The sequence below is a fragment of the Xanthomonas hortorum pv. cynarae genome (genome assembly GCF_002939985.1).
Classification (GTDB): Bacteria; Pseudomonadota; Gammaproteobacteria; order Xanthomonadales; family Xanthomonadaceae; genus Xanthomonas; species Xanthomonas hortorum_D.
Genome location: NZ_MDFM01000023.1, coordinates 44,713 through 59,818 on the forward strand (window position 1 = coordinate 44,713; position 15,106 = coordinate 59,818).

A 15,106-nucleotide genomic window follows, 5' to 3' on the forward strand; every position below is an offset into this window, starting at 1 on the left:
CGGCTCCCTAGGCTATGTAGCTCAGCCGGTTAGAGCACAGCACTCATAATGCTGGGGTCGGTGGTTCGAGTCCACCCATAGCCACCAAGGTATTCATGCGCACACGGGCATGCGATAATCTTGGCCCAACACGTTTTATTGCCCCGTCGCCAAGCGGTAAGGCACCTGACTCTGACTCAGGCATCGGTGGTTCGAATCCATCCGGGGCAGCCATACACAGAAGGTCCGATCGAAAGATCGGGCCTTTTTTGTTGCCCGAACGCTTTCAGGCAAGCGCAATTTACACACCCCAAAACGACAAAAGCCCGGCATGGCCGGGCTTTTGAAACAGGCGCCCCGGCGAACCGGGACGCAGCAAACGCGATGGATCAGCGCTTGGAGAACTGGGTAGCGCGACGGGCCTTGTGCAGACCGACCTTCTTACGCTCGACTTCGCGGGCGTCACGGGTCATGAAGCCAGCCTTGCGCAGCTCGGACTTCAGGGTTTCGTCGTATTCGACCAGCGCACGGGCGATGCCCAGACGGATCGCACCGGCCTGGCCGGTGGTGCCGCCGCCAGAAGCGGTGACCAGGATGTCGAAGCTTTCGGTGTTCTTGGTCAGCTCAAGCGGCTGACGCACGATCATGCGGGCAGTTTCGCGACCGAAGAACTTGTCCAACGGCAGGCCGTTGACCGAGATGTTGCCGGTACCCTTGCGCAGGAACACGCGAGCGGTGGAGGACTTGCGGCGACCGGTGCCGTAGTTTTGCGTGATAGCCATGATTAGATATCCAGAACTTGCGGCTGCTGAGCGGCGTGCGGATGCTCGGCACCCGAATAGACCTTGAGCTTGCGGTACATGGTGCGGCCCAGGGGACCCTTCGGCAGCATGCCCTTGACGGCGATTTCGATCACGCGCTCCGGGTGGCGCTGCAGCGCCTGCTCCAGGCTCTCGGTCTTCAAGTTACCGATGTAGCCGGTGAAGCGGTGATACTTCTTGTCTTTCAGCTTGTTGCCCGTGACCACGATCTTTTCGGCATTGATCACCACGAGGTAATCGCCAGTATCGACGTGAGGGGTATAGATCGGCTTGTGCTTACCGCGCAGGCGGCTAGCCAGTTCGGTGCAGAGACGGCCAAGCGTCTTGCCGGCGGCGTCAACGAGATACCAGTCGCGCTGGACGGTCTCGGACTTGGCGGTGAACGTAGTCATGAGGAAGCTCTTGAGTAGTCGGGCGGATTGCAGCGGTAATGACCGCTGGAACTTTGCCACGCGTTGTGAAGGCGAAACAGAAGAGGCGGGATTGTACGGGACGCCCCGCGGCGGCGCAAGTCGCCCCACCGGCCGGCGCTGGGCGGTTGGCAGCGCGCCAGCCGGGGGCCAGAATCGCCGGATGACCCAGACCTCCTCATTCCGACTGCATAGCCCGCTCGACCGGCTCCTGGTCGAAGCCCAGCGCGCGCTGGACACGGTATTCGGCAATCCGCCTGCCGAGCGACCCAATCCAGCCGCCGACACGCCCGACATCGCGCTGGAACCAGACCAACGCCGGCATGCCGCCGGGCTGATGCGCATCAACCATGTCGGCGAGGTCTGCGCGCAAGGCCTGTATTTCGGCCAGGCCGCGGTCGCCCGCGATGCCCACACCCAGCAACACTTGCTGGAAGCGGCGCAGGAAGAAACCGACCACCTGGCCTGGTGCGCCGACCGTCTGCACGAACTGGACAGCCGCCCCAGCCTGTTCAACCCGCTCTGGTACGCCGGCAGCTACGCCCTCGGCGCACTGGCCGGATTGCGCGGCGACGACTGGAGCCTGGGCTTCGTGGTCGAGACCGAGCGCCAGGTCGAAGCCCATCTGGACGAGCACCTGGAAACCCTGCCCGAGATCGACCAGCGCAGTCGCGCCATCCTGCGCGTGATGAAGATCGACGAAGCACGCCACGCCGATCAGGCCGAACAGGCCGGCGCCCGCATCCTGCCGCCGCCGATTCCCAGCGCCATGTCCCTGGCCTCCAAGCTGATGAAGACCATCGCCTATCGCTTTTAGGCGGTTCGTTTTAGGCGAGCTTCAAGCCAATCACACCGGCAACGATCAGGCCGATGCACGCCAGTCGCGCCCACGACGCGCTATCGCCGAACAACGCGATGCCAGCGATGGTGACGCCCACTGCGCCAATGCCGGTCCAGATCGCGTAACCGGTTCCCACCGGGATGGTCTTCAGTGCCTGCGTCAACAACCATAGGCTGATGGCTGCCAGGCCGACCGTCAGTACGGTCGGCCACAGGCGCGTAAAACCGTCGCTGTACTTCAGGCCCATGGCAAAGCCGATTTCGAACAGGCCGGCCAACAACAGATAGATCCAGGGCATCGCATCACTCCTCACTTGAAAAACGCACAAAAAAAAAGCGACCCAGTGTTTGCACACTGGGCCGCCGTCGGCTGTGGAACGCGAGGTCATCGCGTGGCGGGCCGTCCCGCCTTGCATCTTGCGCGCGCTTGCAAACAAGCACGCAACAGGTCGAATCCTGCGCTTATTCGCTCAGGTTACGCCCGTGAAACAGCTCTTCGATTTCGCGCTTCAACAGCGTTTCGATCTTCATGCGCTCCTTGAACGAGAGGTTCTTGGCGCGCTCTTCGAACAGGTACTGATCGAGATCGAAATCCTTCAGGTGCATCTTCGTGTGGAAGATATTTTCCTGATACACATTGACGTCGAACATCTCGTAACGCGACTTCACGTTCTTGGCCATGAAGTGCTGGATCGAGTTGATCTTGTGGTCGATGTAGTGCTTCTTGCCCTTTACATCGCGGGTAAAGCCACGGACACGGTAGTCCATGATCACGATGTCCGATTCCAGACTCTCGATCAGGTAGTTCAGCGCCTTCAACGGCGAGATCACACCGCACGTGGCGACGTCGATATCGGCGCGGAATGTCGCGATGCCTTCCTGCGGATGCGTCTCGGGATATGTATGGACAGTGATATGACTCTTGTCCATATGAGCAACCACGGCTTCAGGAATCAACTCCTTGCCGGCCTGCTTTTTGTCGATGACGGGCTCTTCCGAGATGAGGATCGTCACCGACGCGCCCTGCGGATCGTAGTCCTGACGTGCGATATTGAGGATGTTGGCGCCAATGATCTCGGCCACGTCGGTCAGGATCTGCGTCAGACGGTCCGCGTCGTATTGCTCATCGATGTACTCGATGTAGCGCTGACGCTCCTCTTCGGTACGCGCGTAACAGACGTCGTAGATGTTGAAGCTCAACGCCTTGGTGAGGTTGTTGAACCCCTGTAGCCTCAGGCGAGGCAACGGCTTGACCACGTCGGTCTGTCCTTATGGAAGGCGGGAAAGGAGTCAATTATGAGCCAAAGATCCCAGCAACGAAATGCCGACGTTGAGAATGGTTTACCTTGCATGACTCATGCCGTTAAGCTTCAGGAATTACACGCGGAACTACCATGAACCCAGGAAACACGACGGTTGTCACCACGACGGTACGTAACGCTACCCCTTATCTGGCACTGGACGCTGGCACGATTGAGCGTTTTTTGGCGCACAGCCACCGCAGGCGCTATCCGACCAGGACCGATGTGTTCCGGCCAGGAGACCCGGCCGGCACCCTCTACTACGTTGTCAGTGGCTCGGTCAGCATCATCGCCGAGGAAGATGACGATCGCGAGTTGGTGCTGGGTTACTTCGGCAGTGGCGAGTTCGTCGGCGAGATGGGGTTGTTCATCGAATCCGATACGCGCGAGGTGATCTTGCGCACCCGCACCCAATGCGAACTGGCCGAAATCAGCTACGAGCGGCTGCAGCAACTGTTCCAGACCAGTCTGTCACCGGATGCGCCCCGCATCCTGTACGCGATTGGTGTTCAGCTCTCCAAGCGATTGCTCGATACCACGAGGAAAGCCAGTCGCCTGGCGTTCCTGGACGTGACCGATCGCATCGTGCGTACGCTGCACGATCTGTCCAAGGAGCCTGAAGCGATGAGCCATCCGCAAGGCACCCAGCTGCGCGTTTCGCGGCAGGAGTTGGCACGCCTTGTCGGTTGCTCGCGCGAAATGGCCGGGCGCGTGCTCAAGAAACTGCAAGCCGATGGTCTGTTGCATGCACGCGGCAAGACCGTCGTGCTGTACGGCACGCGCTAAGCGCGCGCTAAGCGGTTGTGGTCGCGGTTGGTGCAACATCGCACCGACCGCCGTTTGAGCCGCATGTCGCAAGGCATGCGGACTGATGCAGTCAGGCGCTCTCCGCTATCGATTGCCGGGCGTGTGCTGCGCATCGTCCACCATTTCCCTGCAGCCGACTGCGTGCATTGCACCCACTCCTTCATCGGCCTCAAGCCATCGCTTGCTGATCGGTATTTGAGCATCAGTCCGCCAATGCGTTTGCGGGATTGCGCTCACTGGGTGAAGCACTTTTCTTGTCCGGACTGCGCACCTGACGACGCACTTCCCGCACGCGCTGCCTGAGGCGCATATGTCTCTGACAACAAGCGCTACAGCGCCTTGCCACCGCGGTCGCGACAGCCCCAGTTGAGGATCGGTGTGCCCGCAGGCAGCACCTCACGAAACAGCGCTTCGCGATTGGCTTTGGGATTGACCACCACCGGTGCGCGTGCGGCCTTCAACAACGGCAGATCGGCCGTGCTGTCCGAATAGGCGATGGCGATGTCGGCATAGCCGCGCTCGCGCAGCATGCGCATCTTTTCTTCGTTGTGGCAGTGGCGCCGCGCGGTGACCGCACCCAGGCGTGGGCCGACCAGGCTGCCGATCACCGGCACGTCCTGATGCGCGACGAAGCCGAGAATCGCGCGCGCCAGTTCCGGCGGTGCGCCGGTGGCGACCACAACCCGATCGCCTGCGGCGCGATGGTCGGTGAACACCTTCAACGCATGCGGCAACAAGCGCTGCCGGATCTGCGCTTCATGCTTGAGCACGTACGCATCGATGAAGCGATTGAATTCGCGCGTGCGATGCAGGCCGAAGGTGGCGATCCACACATAGCCGGAGACACCGCGCCTGCGGGTCGGCAGCATCGCCACCATCGGGCCGAGAATTGGCGAAGCCAACAAGGCCACCAGCAGACGCAACGGGTTGCGTTTGATCAGCCAGGCAAACAGATGGCTGCCGGAATCGCCGTCGTACAGCGTGTGGTCGAAATCGAAGACCACCAGCGGGGCGTCGTCGCGCGGTGCGGGATACGACTCAGTCATGCGCAAAGAATAGCTGACGCAGCGACTCGCCGGGTTCGGGCGCGCGCATGAAGGTCTCGCCGACCAGAAACGCGTTCACATCGTGGCTGCGCATCAACTGCACATCTGCCGGAGTGACGATGCCGCTCTCGGTGACCAGAATGCGATCGCGCGGCACCGCGGCGCGCATGTCCAGCGTGGTCTGCAGCGAGACCTCGAAGGTGCGCAGGTTGCGGTTGTTGATGCCCACCAGCGGCACCGGCACCTGCACGGCGCGCTCGAGCTCGTCGATGTCGTGCACTTCTACCAGCACGTCCAGACCGAGTTGCATGGCCAGGCCGGACAGATCGGCCAGTTGCGCATCTTCCAGCGCCGAGACGATCAGCAGGATGCAGTCGGCACCGAGCACGCGCGCTTCGTAGACCTGATAGGGGTCGACAGTGAAATCCTTGCGCAGCACCGGCAGCGTGCAGGCCTCGCGCGCTTGCTGAAGATACGCATCGGCGCCCTGGAAGAAATCCACATCGGTGAGTACCGACAGGCAACTGGCGCCACCGAACTCGTAACTGACGGCGATATCGGCCGGATGAAAATCGGGCCGGATCACGCCTTTGGACGGGCTGGCCTTCTTCACTTCGGCGATCACGGCCGGGTCACCGGCGGCGATGCTGGCCTGCATGGCGGCAGCAAAACCGCGTGTGAGCGGCAGGTCGGCGCAGCGCGCGATCAGCTCGGCCAGCGGCACGCGTGCACTGCGCTCGGCGATTTCTTCGGCCTTGCGGGCAAGGATGGTGTTGAGGATATCGCTCATCGTATCGGGTCCTGGCGGGCGGGCATTATCGGTCAACACGGCCGCAACTGAGGTGGCCGCACGCTAGTGCACAGCATGCCAGCGGCACCGTGACGATGCCGGCCAAGCGATTGCCGGTTTCTCGGGGCAGGCACACCGGCGCGGTGACATCGCTGACGTGCGGAGTGCGGACACTGCATGGATCAGGACTGCGCAGCAGCCTGACGGGTGAAGGCGACATAGGCATCCAGTTTGGCGCGCGCCGAGCCATCGGCCAGCACCGCACGCGCACGCACCACGCCGGCGGCGATGCTGTCGGTCACGCCGGCCACATACAGGGCCGCGCCGGCGTTGAGCGCCACGATGTCCAGCGCCGGGCCGGGCACATTGTCCAGCACGCGCAACAGCATCGTGCGCGATTGCGCGGCATCGGCCACCTTGAGGTTGCGGCTGGCCGACATGGCGATGCCGAAATCCTCCGGATGCACTTCGTATTCGCGCACCTGGCCATCGCGCAGCTCGCCGACCAAGGTGCCGGCACCGAGCGAGAGTTCGTCCATGCCATCGCGCCCCCACACCACCAGCGCGCGCTCGGCGCCGAGCTCCTGCAGCACGCGCGCCTGGATGCCGACCAGATCCGGATGGAACACGCCCATCAGGATGTTCGGCGAACCCGCCGGGTTGGTGAGCGGGCCGAGGATATTGAAGATGGTGCGCACGCCCATTTCGCGACGTACCGGCGCCACCATTTTCATCGCCGGGTGATGCACCGGCGCGTACATGAAGCCGATGCCGGTCTGCGCCAACGAGGCGGCGACCTGTTCGGGCTGCAGTTCGATCACTGCGCCCAACGCTTCCAGCGCGTCGGCACTGCCGGACTTGGACGAGACGCTACGGTTGCCGTGCTTGGCAACCTTGGCACCACCGGCGGCAGCCACGAACATCGCGCAGGTGGAGATGTTGAAAGTGTGCGAGCCATCGCCGCCGGTGCCGACGATGTCGACCATGTGCTGGCGGTCGCTCACTTCCACGCGGCGCGAGAACTCGCGCATCACCGTGGCCGCACCGGCGATTTCGCCGATGGTCTCCTTCTTGACCCGCAGCCCGGTGAGGATGGCCGCGACCATCATGTCGGAGACCTCGCCGCGCATGATCTGCCGCATCAACTCGACCATCTCGTCGTGAAAGATTTCGCGGTGTTCGATGGTGCGTTGCAGGGCTTCTTGCGGGGTGATCGGCATGGGCGAGAGGACCGTGGAAAAACGTGGGAGAAGTACGAGAGGACTGTGGATCGATCAGGCGTGGAGAGACATGCCAGCGTCGGTGCACTGCCATGCAGCGACGTTGCAGGCGACGCTCATTAACCGGGACGCCGCATGCGGAAACGCGCCTGCGCCTGCACTTCGAAATAATCGGCGGCACCGCCGGCGCGCAGGATTGTCTGCACGGCAGCGGGATCGTAGATGCCGTCCTGCAGCGCCGCGTGCGCCAGATGCACACCCACTACTTCACCCAGTACCAGCCAGGTGTCGATGGCCTGCCCGCTTGCGCTCTGCAGCGGCAGCAACTGGCTGAGCCGACATTCGAAACTCACCGGGCTTGCCGCCACACGCGGCGCATCAATCAGGCGCGAAGCTGCCATCTGCAAGCCGGCCAGTGCGAACTCGTCCACCTCCGAGGGCACCATCGCCGCGCTGGCATTCATGGCCTCGGCCAACGGACGCGTGGCCAGGTTCCAGGTGAATTCGCCGGTGGCTTCGATGTTGCGCAGGCTGTCCTTGCGACCGATGCTTGCAAAGCCGACGATCGGCGGCACGTAGTTAAAGGCGTTGAAGAAGCTGTAAGGCGCCAGATTGGCGATGCCCTCGGCGCTGCGCGAACCGATCCAGCCGATCGGCCGTGGGCCGACGATGGCATTGAACGGATCGTGCGGTAGCCCGTGGCCCTGGCTTGGTTCGTAGAAGTGGACGTTGTCGCCAGTGGTGCTCATCGTGATCCGGATGCGGGCGTTGAAGAAACGAAACGGCGAACCATCTCTGCCATGCAGGACAGATGATTGCGGGCATCGCACGCATGCGCAGCTGGTGCATCGACGTTGCTGAAGACTGCATCGACAACTGCTGTATAGACGCCGGCGACGTGCGCGGTGCGCATTTCGCTCAGCGCTCCAGGAAGTTTTTCAGCAAGGTATGACCGTGCTGGGTCAGGATCGATTCGGGATGGAACTGCACGCCTTCGACCGGAAACTGGCGATGGCGCAGGCCCATGATCTCTTCCATCGAGCCATCCGGATTCTCGGTCCAGGCGGTGACTTCCAGCGCCTCGGGCAAGGTGGTCTTGTCCACCACCAGCGAGTGGTAGCGCGTGGCTTCGTAGCTGTCCGGCAGGCCGGCGAACACGCCCTTGCCATGGTGGCGGATCGGCGAGGTCTTGCCATGCATGATGTTGCCGGCGCGGATCACATCGCCGCCATAGACCTGACCGATGCTCTGGTGGCCCAGACAGACGCCCAGGATCGGCGTGGTCTGGCCCAGCTGCTCGATCAGCTGCAGCGAGACACCGGCCTCGTTGGGCGTGCGCGGACCGGGCGAGATCACGATACGCTCCGGCTTGAGCGCGGCGATCTGATCGACGCTCATCGCATCGTTGCGCACCACCGTCACCTCCGCACCTAGAGCCTGCAGGTACTGCACGAGGTTGTAGGTGAAGCTGTCGTAGTTATCGAGCATCAGTAACATTTTCAGGCCTATCTTCTTGTTTTTAAACGGGACACCGCCCGAAACCGTCCATTGATACCCGCCCTGACACCCTCGAACCTGTGTGATACCCAAGCGACTGGGGAGCGAGCAACACCAAAGCATATCTTCGCACGTGCTCGCTGCTGCGTTCCCGGGCGATTCGCTTCCCCGCTAATAAGGTGAGTTCCCGCCACGCGCCCAGCGCGGCGGGCAGTCGGCCTTGATACGCCGATGCAGACCAGATCGTCACTCAAGCGCCGTCTGACGCCCGCCTCCCAATGCACCGCCCTGCTTCGTGAAACCATCACGTCGCAGGGCAGCGCTGGGGCGACACAAGGCGTCAGGCCACCAATGCGAGCGCTGGTTTTCCATTGATGCTGCGTGAGCTGCTCTCAACACTCTCCACCAATGCGGTTGCTTGATCTTCGAGTGCACGGGCGGACGATGCCATGGTGTCAACCAGCACTGAATTCTGCTGCGTCGCTGCGTCCATCTGGGCAATGGTTTGATTGATCTGCTCGATCCCGGCACTTTGCTCGTGGCTGGCCGCCGCGATCTCACCCATGATGTCGTTGACTTGCTTTACCGACGCCAGCAGCTCCTCCATGGCTTTGCCCGCCACGTTGACCTGCTCTGCACCCTGCCCCACCTTCGCGCCGGAATCGGCGATCAGATCGCGAATTTCCTTTGCGGCGGTAGTGCAGCGCTGAGCGAGGCTGCGCACTTCGGAGGCCACCACCGCAAACCCACGCCCCTGCTCTCCCGCACGCGCCGCTTCCACGGCTGCATTCAAGGCGAGGATATTGGTCTGGAACGCGATGCCGTCGATGACGGTGATGATTTCCCCAATCTTCCGCGACGACGTCTGGATCGCTGACATCGTGCTGACGACACCATTGACCAATTGCCCACCACGCAGGGCCGTCTCTGCGGCGCTACTGGCAAGCGCATTGGCCTGGCGCGCGCCGTCAGCATTCTTGCGCACGATGCTGGTCATTTCTTCCATGGAGCTTGCGGTCTCCTCGAGCGCGGCTGCCTGCTGCTCGGTGCGCCGCGACAGGTCATCGTTGCTGCGCACGATGTCTCCTGCCGCGTTGCTGAGTGTGTTTGCCACTTCGCCCAGCTGACGTCCGGCCTCCACATCCATCAACGCGCCCACCGCGCGCAGCGGCGTGCCGTCTGCCGCACGTTTGGTCAGGCCGCGTGCCCGGAACCATCGATACTGGCCGTTCTTGAGCTGCAGGCGGTACTCGATATCGAAGTTGGTGCGGCCACTGCGGTCGTTCAAATGCGCCGCGAAGGCGTTCAACGACCGCGTCTTGTCTTCCGGATGAAGCCGTGACGCCCAGCTGTCCAGCACATTGGGAAACTCTTGCTCTGACTCAAAGCCCAGCAAGTGACGGAACTGCTGTGACCACCAGAACTCGTTGCTGGGATTGATCGGGTCACCGGCGATGACACTCATGTCCCACAAGCCATCGCTCAGCATCTGCGAGCCGAGCTCAAAGCGCGTCAGTGTGATGTCGAGAAACTGCTCTCGGTCACGGCGCTCGGTGATGTCGGTGAGCGCACCCGCCACCCGAAGCGGCAAGCCTTGCGCGTCGCGCTCGGTGGTGCCGAATGCGCGGAACCAGCGGTAGTGGCCCGACTTCAGACGCAGGCGGTTCTCGACGTCATAGGGGGTCCGGCCACTGCTGTCCGCAAGATGCGCCGCGAAGGCGTCAAGCGTCGGCTGCTTGTCATCCGGGTGCAGGCAAGCAACCCAGCTGTCCAGCACATTGGGGAACTCCTGCTCGGAGGAGAAGCCCAACAGAGCGCGCATCTGGGGCGACCACCACACCGGGCTGTCAGGATGCGTGGGGTCTCCATCGATGACGCCGATATCCCAAAGGCCGTCTGTGGTGCTGTTGGCAACCAGTTCAAAGCGTCCTTCCAGTTGACGCAGTGCAGCCGCCGCATCAGCCGCCTGGACTTTCGCCAGGTCACGCTCCTGTTGGGCGGCACACAAGCGCTCTGCCATCTTCTTGAGAAGCAGGGCGGGACCGTTGCTCGGCCACTGCGCGGTGCCCCCCTGCAACGTGGCTTCAATCGCCTTGGTCAATGCCTCGACCTTGTGACCGTCGGAGAAAAACATGGCGACCTCTGCCGTTTGGTTAGGAACTGGCGCTAACGGCAGTGATCGGCATTTCTTGAGGCCAGAATTAGGTAAGGGCGATGCGGCTGCTGTGCCGTTCAGGTAACCACCACCTTCCGTGTAGCGCGTCGCTGTCACGCCATCGGCGAAAGATTGCGTGGGCCGTTCCATGGAGAAGCCTTACCCACGAGATACAACGTCCGTCTTGGCCGTGGAATGCGTTGAAGCAATCGGACCTTGCGCTGCCGCTCATCGGCGACATCGAGACGTTGATTCGTGCCGCTGCGCTGGCGCCAACACCATTTCGCATCCAACGATGCTGCCAAGTTGGCGGCAGGGCTACAAAGACCGTGACGTCATCCGCCGTCGGCGCAACGCCGCGCGTTCGGTCATTCGATCTTCCTCTGCTCTTGTCCGGTGATTCCCATGAAGCTGTCGTTCCAACGCCCTGCGTCGTCCTCGATCGCGCTGTTGGCCGTGCTGGCAACCCTGACCGGCTGCGGCAAGCCGGACACACCAGCGCCGCCTGCACAGACCAAATCGGCAGCCACTCCTGCCAGCGCCGGCATTGCCTGGCGCGAGGGCGACGTTGATGGCGCCTTCGCCGAGGCCAAGGCAAGCGGCAAGCCGCTCATGCTGTATTGGGGCGCCGTCTGGTGCCCACCGTGCAACCAGCTTCAGGCCACCTTGTTCAAGGATCCCGCCTTTATTGAATTGACGCGCAAATTCGTGGCGGTGCATCTGGACGTGGACCTTGCAGATGCCCAGAAGTGGGGCGATCAATTTAACGTCAAGGGGTATCCAACCATCATCGTGCTGCGCCCGGATCGCAGCCTGATCACGCGCCTGGCCGGCTACAGCGACAATGCCCGCCTGGCCGACGCGTTGCAGGTGGCTGCCACGCAGACCATGACCTCGGAGCAGTTGCTCGACCGGGCGTTGAAGACCCCGAAGGAATTGCGCGCAGACGACTGGACCTTGCTGGCCGGCTACGAGTGGTGGGGCATGGCGCGCGAGCCGTCGAACACGCGCAGTGCAAGCGATGTGCTTGCGCAGTTGGCCGCCTCGGCACCGCAGCCTGCGCTGCAGCGCAGGTTCGCGCTGCTGGCGCTGTCCATCGCAACAACTCCACCGGTTGCCAGCCCGGCGCACCTGGCGTTGCTGAAGGCGGTTCTGGCCGATCCGTCGGAGGTGCGCGCAAACCGCACCGAGCTGAGTCGTTTTGCCCCACGCCTGGTGATGGCGTCCACCAGCGACCCAGGCGAGCGGGCGGCGCTGTCCTTGGCACTGAATCAGGCGCTGGACAAGGTTTATGCCGACGCCACCCTGCCGATCGTGGACCGGATGATCACCGCCTCCACGCAGATCGATCTCGCTCGCCTGGCACAGGGTCAAACCCAAGGTAGCGAGCCAAAGAAGCCGCAACCACCGCTGCCGGCAGCGGTGCTCGACACCGTTCGCCAGCGCGTGCAATGGGCCGTGCAGACGGCCAAGACCGATGAAGAACGACAGTCCGTCATCACCGGAGCCGCGGGACTACTGGACGATACAGGTGATACCGCCGGTGCAGAACAACTGCTGCTGGGCGAGCTGACGCGTAGCAAGACCCCTAACCACTACATGCAGTTCCTCGCCGATCTGGCCGAAGAACGCAGCGACCCCAAGACAGCGCTGACGTGGTTGAAAAAGTCCTACGAAGGTTCCCAAGGCCCCGTCCTGCGCGTGGAGTCGGCGCTGCGGTATGCCAATGGGGTGATCCGGCTCAGCCCCCAGGACACCGCTGCCATCGAATCTGCCACTGCACAGGTGATCGGCGAGTTGGCAGGCCAGCCGGATCGATACGGTCGACGTAACCTTCAAAACCTCAAGGCGCTTGGTACTTCGCTCAAGACTTGGAGCACGCAGCATCATCGGGAAGGCAGCGCGGTGCTGGCGCGGCTGCAGCAGAAAATGCTGGCCAGTTGCGACGGCAAGAACACCAGCGGGTGCAGCAGCTGGCTGAGCTGAAAGGAAAATGCCCGGCCGAAGGGCCGGGCGTTATGCCGTGTGCATCGATTGGACCTCGACCGACCAGCTTCACGACCTCATCCCCACATCGCTGCTTGAGCTGGCTGGGCTGCTTGCCCGAACCAGGCCGCGTCTCAAGTGTGGTCGTCGCTGCGCGCACGACGCTGTCTTCGGGTAGACGCAGACACGCCCAACAGCAGACACATTTCATCCGCACAACGAATGACATATTCCGTTGGGGAATGATCATTTCGCAATTGAAGCGTCCCGGATCTGCGGCCTGATGGCATTTTCGAGTCACTGACGACGACAACGCATGCCACACAAGGTGGCCATGAATGCCAGGGCACGCCTGAGCACTTCGATTGCACGCTGAGTAATTCGCACTGTATTTGCCCGGACCGTTGATGACGGCACGTGCGCCAGACCGTGTCTGCATGCCCACGTGGAGCGCGTTGTCGCGTCGATCGACGCGTCGCCCGGCCACCAGCGACCCCGGCGCTGCAATCGAGGCTGGCAACGCCATGCGTCCGTCGAACGATGTGCCGGCCGTCAACGCCGCACGTCAGCAGCCCTGCAAGCCCGGTCGGCAGCATGCCGCCTTTCCCACCACAGCGAGGACATGCCGTGACGAAGATCCCTTCAGCCAGTGCTTCCCAGCCAGCGCGATCGACGAATGCAGAGTTTGTGATCGAAATGCCGCCGCTACAGCAACCCAACCAGACGCCCACACCTGCGGCAAACCCTGCACTGTCGCGTTTGGCTCCCAGACCGTCCCGAGGACGCGACAACCCGGAACGCAACACAGGATCTGGCAGCGCTGCCGACAGAAACCAGCACCCCGGTGAGAGCCCGCCGCTGCATGCCGCGGACGCGTCGATCCTGCACGACGAAGAGAGCACCAGCGAGCACTTCTTCGACGCCTAAGACTCCATTACATCATCGGACACGTCTTCTATTGCCCCAGAACAACCTGCACCACGCGATCCGCCGGTGCACCCCGCTGCAGCTGCAGCTGCAGCCACAGCCACCGCCGCACCCACACGCACCGAGCGTCTGGGTGCGTTGGCCGCATCGATCGGAACCGGTGCAGTGCGTGGCGCAAGCACCGTATTGGGACCGACCGCCTCTGCGGTGTTGGCCGCAGCGCGCGGCATACCCGAGATCAAATTCGATGGACAATACCTGGGTGCTGCGCTGGGGCACCTAGTGCACCAGGCCACTTCGGTAGGACCGACCACGTTCGCGCGCGAGTTGCTGGGCCAGGGATTGTTTGCCGCTCTACGTCAGCTTCCGCCAGAAGCGGTGGTCGCCATGCAGGCCGTCTCCGGCACGCTGCAGATGGCACTGCATACGCTGCGAAGCAACCGCGAGAACCGCAATCCAGACGCGGCTGCGCGAGGCTTCCACAATCTCAGTCTCGAACAGTGGGATGCACTGTCCGACGCCGAACGCACTCACAAGAAAGCCGAGCAGCGACATTATTCGGATCTGGTCACCCGGCTCGCGCTGGGCGGCATCGTGAGCAACATCGCCGTGGGTGCGGCCGGCAAGGCATCCGGCCAACCGGAGGTGGCGGCCAGGCTGCTGGCCAGCGATCTGAAGATCGCCGCCTATGCCGCGGCGCGCGACACCATCCAGGCGACATTTCGCATGGTGGGAATGGGTGGCCCCACCAATGGCGGGATCAGCGGTGCGCATTTCACCGCTGCCGGGAGGTTCTACGGCATGGCCAACGTCCTGACCAATCTGGCCAGCAACGAAGTGGCATCGCCAGATTTTGCAACTGCCCAGCAACGCTGGGCCGGCCTGAACTCGCCTTTCAAAAAGGGTCAGGCGACCGATATCATCGTGCGTCAATCGGCAGTGTCCGCTGCATTGAATGTCTGCCTGGAAACGCTGGATTGGCTCAACGTGACCCAGCACGAGGCCGACGAAGCCGGGACACAGCAATTCCTGGACCCGGCATTCAAGGGCAAGCGCCATGACTACGAGCGGGTCATGGACCAGTCGATCACGCGCACCGCTGCGATCAACTCCAATATCGCACTCGGTACCGCCGTCAATATGATCGGCGCGTGGGTTGGGTTGTCGCCAGCACCCAGCGCGTTGCTCTCCAATACGGTGTCCGGGGTTGTCGCCGGCATGCAGTACAAGATCATCGGCGCCACCTGGCAAGCCGAGGCGGCCGTTCGCGAGGCCGAGGCGCATCGCTCGCAGGTTGAGTAAGCACAGCGATCAAAACCACCGCGCT

15 protein-coding genes and 2 tRNA genes are annotated in these 15,106 nt (G+C 62.7%); 7 read left to right on the top strand and 10 right to left on the bottom strand.

Annotated elements, in window-relative coordinates:
- Window positions 1-10: 10 nt before the first annotated feature.
- A tRNA-Met gene (locus XcyCFBP4188_RS15695) sits at window positions 11-87 on the top strand.
- Window positions 88-139: 52 nt separating this feature from the next.
- Window positions 140-213 (top strand) — tRNA-Gln (locus XcyCFBP4188_RS15700).
- A gap of 155 nt (window positions 214-368) precedes the next feature.
- On the opposite strand, the gene rpsI is transcribed toward XcyCFBP4188_RS15700, so the two are convergent.
- Together rpsI and rplM are read right to left on the bottom strand one after the other, a co-directional pair.
- Window positions 369-761: a 30S ribosomal protein S9 gene (rpsI, locus tag XcyCFBP4188_RS15705; protein ID WP_006451008.1), complete on the bottom strand. Its 393-nt coding sequence runs from the start codon at window positions 759-761 to the stop codon at window positions 369-371.
- 2 nt (window positions 762-763) lie between these two features.
- Entirely contained in the window at window positions 764-1,192 is a 429-nt protein-coding gene (gene rplM, locus XcyCFBP4188_RS15710; RefSeq protein WP_006451009.1) for a 50S ribosomal protein L13, read from the bottom strand.
- Window positions 1,193-1,373: 181 nt separating this feature from the next.
- Here rplM and coq7 point away from each other — a divergent pair, with 181 nt between their 5' ends.
- Window positions 1,374-2,027, top strand: coding sequence for a 2-polyprenyl-3-methyl-6-methoxy-1,4-benzoquinone monooxygenase (gene coq7 / locus XcyCFBP4188_RS15715; RefSeq protein ID WP_006451010.1), 654 nt, complete (start codon window positions 1,374-1,376; stop codon window positions 2,025-2,027).
- Between the two features lie 10 nt (window positions 2,028-2,037).
- Here the strand turns inward: coq7 and XcyCFBP4188_RS15720 are convergent, their stop codons facing one another.
- Both XcyCFBP4188_RS15720 and speD read right to left on the bottom strand, forming a co-directional pair.
- Window positions 2,038-2,349: a DMT family transporter gene (locus XcyCFBP4188_RS15720; RefSeq protein WP_006451011.1), complete on the bottom strand. Its 312-nt coding sequence runs from the start codon at window positions 2,347-2,349 to the stop codon at window positions 2,038-2,040.
- A 163-nt stretch (window positions 2,350-2,512) separates the two neighbouring features.
- Window positions 2,513-3,307 (bottom strand): adenosylmethionine decarboxylase, encoded by a 795-nt coding sequence (gene speD, locus XcyCFBP4188_RS15725; RefSeq protein ID WP_006451012.1) that lies wholly within the window; start codon window positions 3,305-3,307, stop codon window positions 2,513-2,515.
- Window positions 3,308-3,444: 137 nt separating this feature from the next.
- Here speD and crp point away from each other — a divergent pair, with 137 nt between their 5' ends.
- Complete coding sequence (gene crp / locus XcyCFBP4188_RS15730) at window positions 3,445-4,137, top strand: cAMP-activated global transcriptional regulator CRP (protein WP_023902393.1); 693 nt, start codon at window positions 3,445-3,447, stop codon at window positions 4,135-4,137.
- A 350-nt stretch (window positions 4,138-4,487) separates the two neighbouring features.
- Here crp and XcyCFBP4188_RS15735 read toward each other — a convergent pair whose 3' ends face one another.
- The 6 genes from XcyCFBP4188_RS15735 to XcyCFBP4188_RS15760 form a co-directional block, all read right to left on the bottom strand.
- Window positions 4,488-5,204, bottom strand: coding sequence for a haloacid dehalogenase-like hydrolase (locus XcyCFBP4188_RS15735; RefSeq protein ID WP_006451014.1), 717 nt, complete (start codon window positions 5,202-5,204; stop codon window positions 4,488-4,490).
- Window positions 5,197-5,994 carry an indole-3-glycerol phosphate synthase TrpC gene (gene trpC, locus XcyCFBP4188_RS15740; protein ID WP_023902392.1) on the bottom strand — a complete coding sequence of 266 codons (798 nt, stop codon included), beginning with the start codon at window positions 5,992-5,994 and terminating at the stop codon, window positions 5,197-5,199. The genes XcyCFBP4188_RS15735 and trpC overlap by 8 nt, the downstream gene beginning before the upstream one ends.
- Window positions 5,995-6,176: 182 nt before the next feature.
- Window positions 6,177-7,214: an anthranilate phosphoribosyltransferase gene (gene trpD, locus XcyCFBP4188_RS15745; protein ID WP_104592413.1), complete on the bottom strand. Its 1,038-nt coding sequence runs from the start codon at window positions 7,212-7,214 to the stop codon at window positions 6,177-6,179.
- A gap of 119 nt (window positions 7,215-7,333) precedes the next feature.
- Complete coding sequence (locus XcyCFBP4188_RS15750; RefSeq protein ID WP_006451017.1) at window positions 7,334-7,963, bottom strand: flavin reductase family protein; 630 nt, start codon at window positions 7,961-7,963, stop codon at window positions 7,334-7,336.
- Between the two features lie 169 nt (window positions 7,964-8,132).
- Window positions 8,133-8,711: an anthranilate synthase component II gene (locus XcyCFBP4188_RS15755; RefSeq protein ID WP_006451018.1), complete on the bottom strand. Its 579-nt coding sequence runs from the start codon at window positions 8,709-8,711 to the stop codon at window positions 8,133-8,135.
- A 340-nt stretch (window positions 8,712-9,051) separates the two neighbouring features.
- Window positions 9,052-10,845 (bottom strand): methyl-accepting chemotaxis protein, encoded by a 1,794-nt coding sequence (locus XcyCFBP4188_RS15760; protein ID WP_104592414.1) that lies wholly within the window; start codon window positions 10,843-10,845, stop codon window positions 9,052-9,054.
- A gap of 426 nt (window positions 10,846-11,271) precedes the next feature.
- Here XcyCFBP4188_RS15760 and XcyCFBP4188_RS15765 point away from each other — a divergent pair, with 426 nt between their 5' ends.
- The 3 genes from XcyCFBP4188_RS15765 to XcyCFBP4188_RS15770 all read left to right on the top strand — a co-directional run bounded on the left by XcyCFBP4188_RS15765 (window position 11,272) and on the right by XcyCFBP4188_RS15770 (window position 15,081).
- Complete coding sequence (locus XcyCFBP4188_RS15765; RefSeq protein WP_104592415.1) at window positions 11,272-12,852, top strand: thioredoxin family protein; 1,581 nt, start codon at window positions 11,272-11,274, stop codon at window positions 12,850-12,852.
- 627 nt (window positions 12,853-13,479) lie between these two features.
- Window positions 13,480-13,779: a hypothetical protein gene (locus XcyCFBP4188_RS22655; protein WP_146094062.1), complete on the top strand. Its 300-nt coding sequence runs from the start codon at window positions 13,480-13,482 to the stop codon at window positions 13,777-13,779.
- A gap of 66 nt (window positions 13,780-13,845) precedes the next feature.
- Window positions 13,846-15,081 carry a hypothetical protein gene (locus XcyCFBP4188_RS15770; protein WP_006451022.1) on the top strand — a complete coding sequence of 412 codons (1,236 nt, stop codon included), beginning with the start codon at window positions 13,846-13,848 and terminating at the stop codon, window positions 15,079-15,081.
- Window positions 15,082-15,106: the final 25 nt, after the last annotated feature.

What these genes read in the sequence shown, in the direction of transcription:
- rpsI (WP_006451008.1), bottom strand. Translation starts at nt 761, where the DNA reads ATGGCTATCACGCAAAACTACGGCACCGGTCGCCGCAAGTCCTCCACC.
- rplM (WP_006451009.1), bottom strand. Translation starts at nt 1,192, where the DNA reads ATGACTACGTTCACCGCCAAGTCCGAGACCGTCCAGCGCGACTGGTAT.
- coq7 (WP_006451010.1), top strand. Translation starts at nt 1,374, where the DNA reads ATGACCCAGACCTCCTCATTCCGACTGCATAGCCCGCTCGACCGGCTC.
- XcyCFBP4188_RS15720 (WP_006451011.1), bottom strand. Translation starts at nt 2,349, where the DNA reads ATGCCCTGGATCTATCTGTTGTTGGCCGGCCTGTTCGAAATCGGCTTT.
- crp (WP_023902393.1), top strand. Translation starts at nt 3,445, where the DNA reads ATGAACCCAGGAAACACGACGGTTGTCACCACGACGGTACGTAACGCT.
- XcyCFBP4188_RS15735 (WP_006451014.1), bottom strand. Translation starts at nt 5,204, where the DNA reads ATGACTGAGTCGTATCCCGCACCGCGCGACGACGCCCCGCTGGTGGTC.
- trpC (WP_023902392.1), bottom strand. Translation starts at nt 5,994, where the DNA reads ATGAGCGATATCCTCAACACCATCCTTGCCCGCAAGGCCGAAGAAATC.
- trpD (WP_104592413.1), bottom strand. Translation starts at nt 7,214, where the DNA reads ATGCCGATCACCCCGCAAGAAGCCCTGCAACGCACCATCGAACACCGC.
- XcyCFBP4188_RS15750 (WP_006451017.1), bottom strand. Translation starts at nt 7,963, where the DNA reads ATGAGCACCACTGGCGACAACGTCCACTTCTACGAACCAAGCCAGGGC.
- XcyCFBP4188_RS15755 (WP_006451018.1), bottom strand. Translation starts at nt 8,711, where the DNA reads ATGTTACTGATGCTCGATAACTACGACAGCTTCACCTACAACCTCGTG.
- XcyCFBP4188_RS15760 (WP_104592414.1), bottom strand. Translation starts at nt 10,845, where the DNA reads ATGTTTTTCTCCGACGGTCACAAGGTCGAGGCATTGACCAAGGCGATT.
- XcyCFBP4188_RS15765 (WP_104592415.1), top strand. Translation starts at nt 11,272, where the DNA reads ATGAAGCTGTCGTTCCAACGCCCTGCGTCGTCCTCGATCGCGCTGTTG.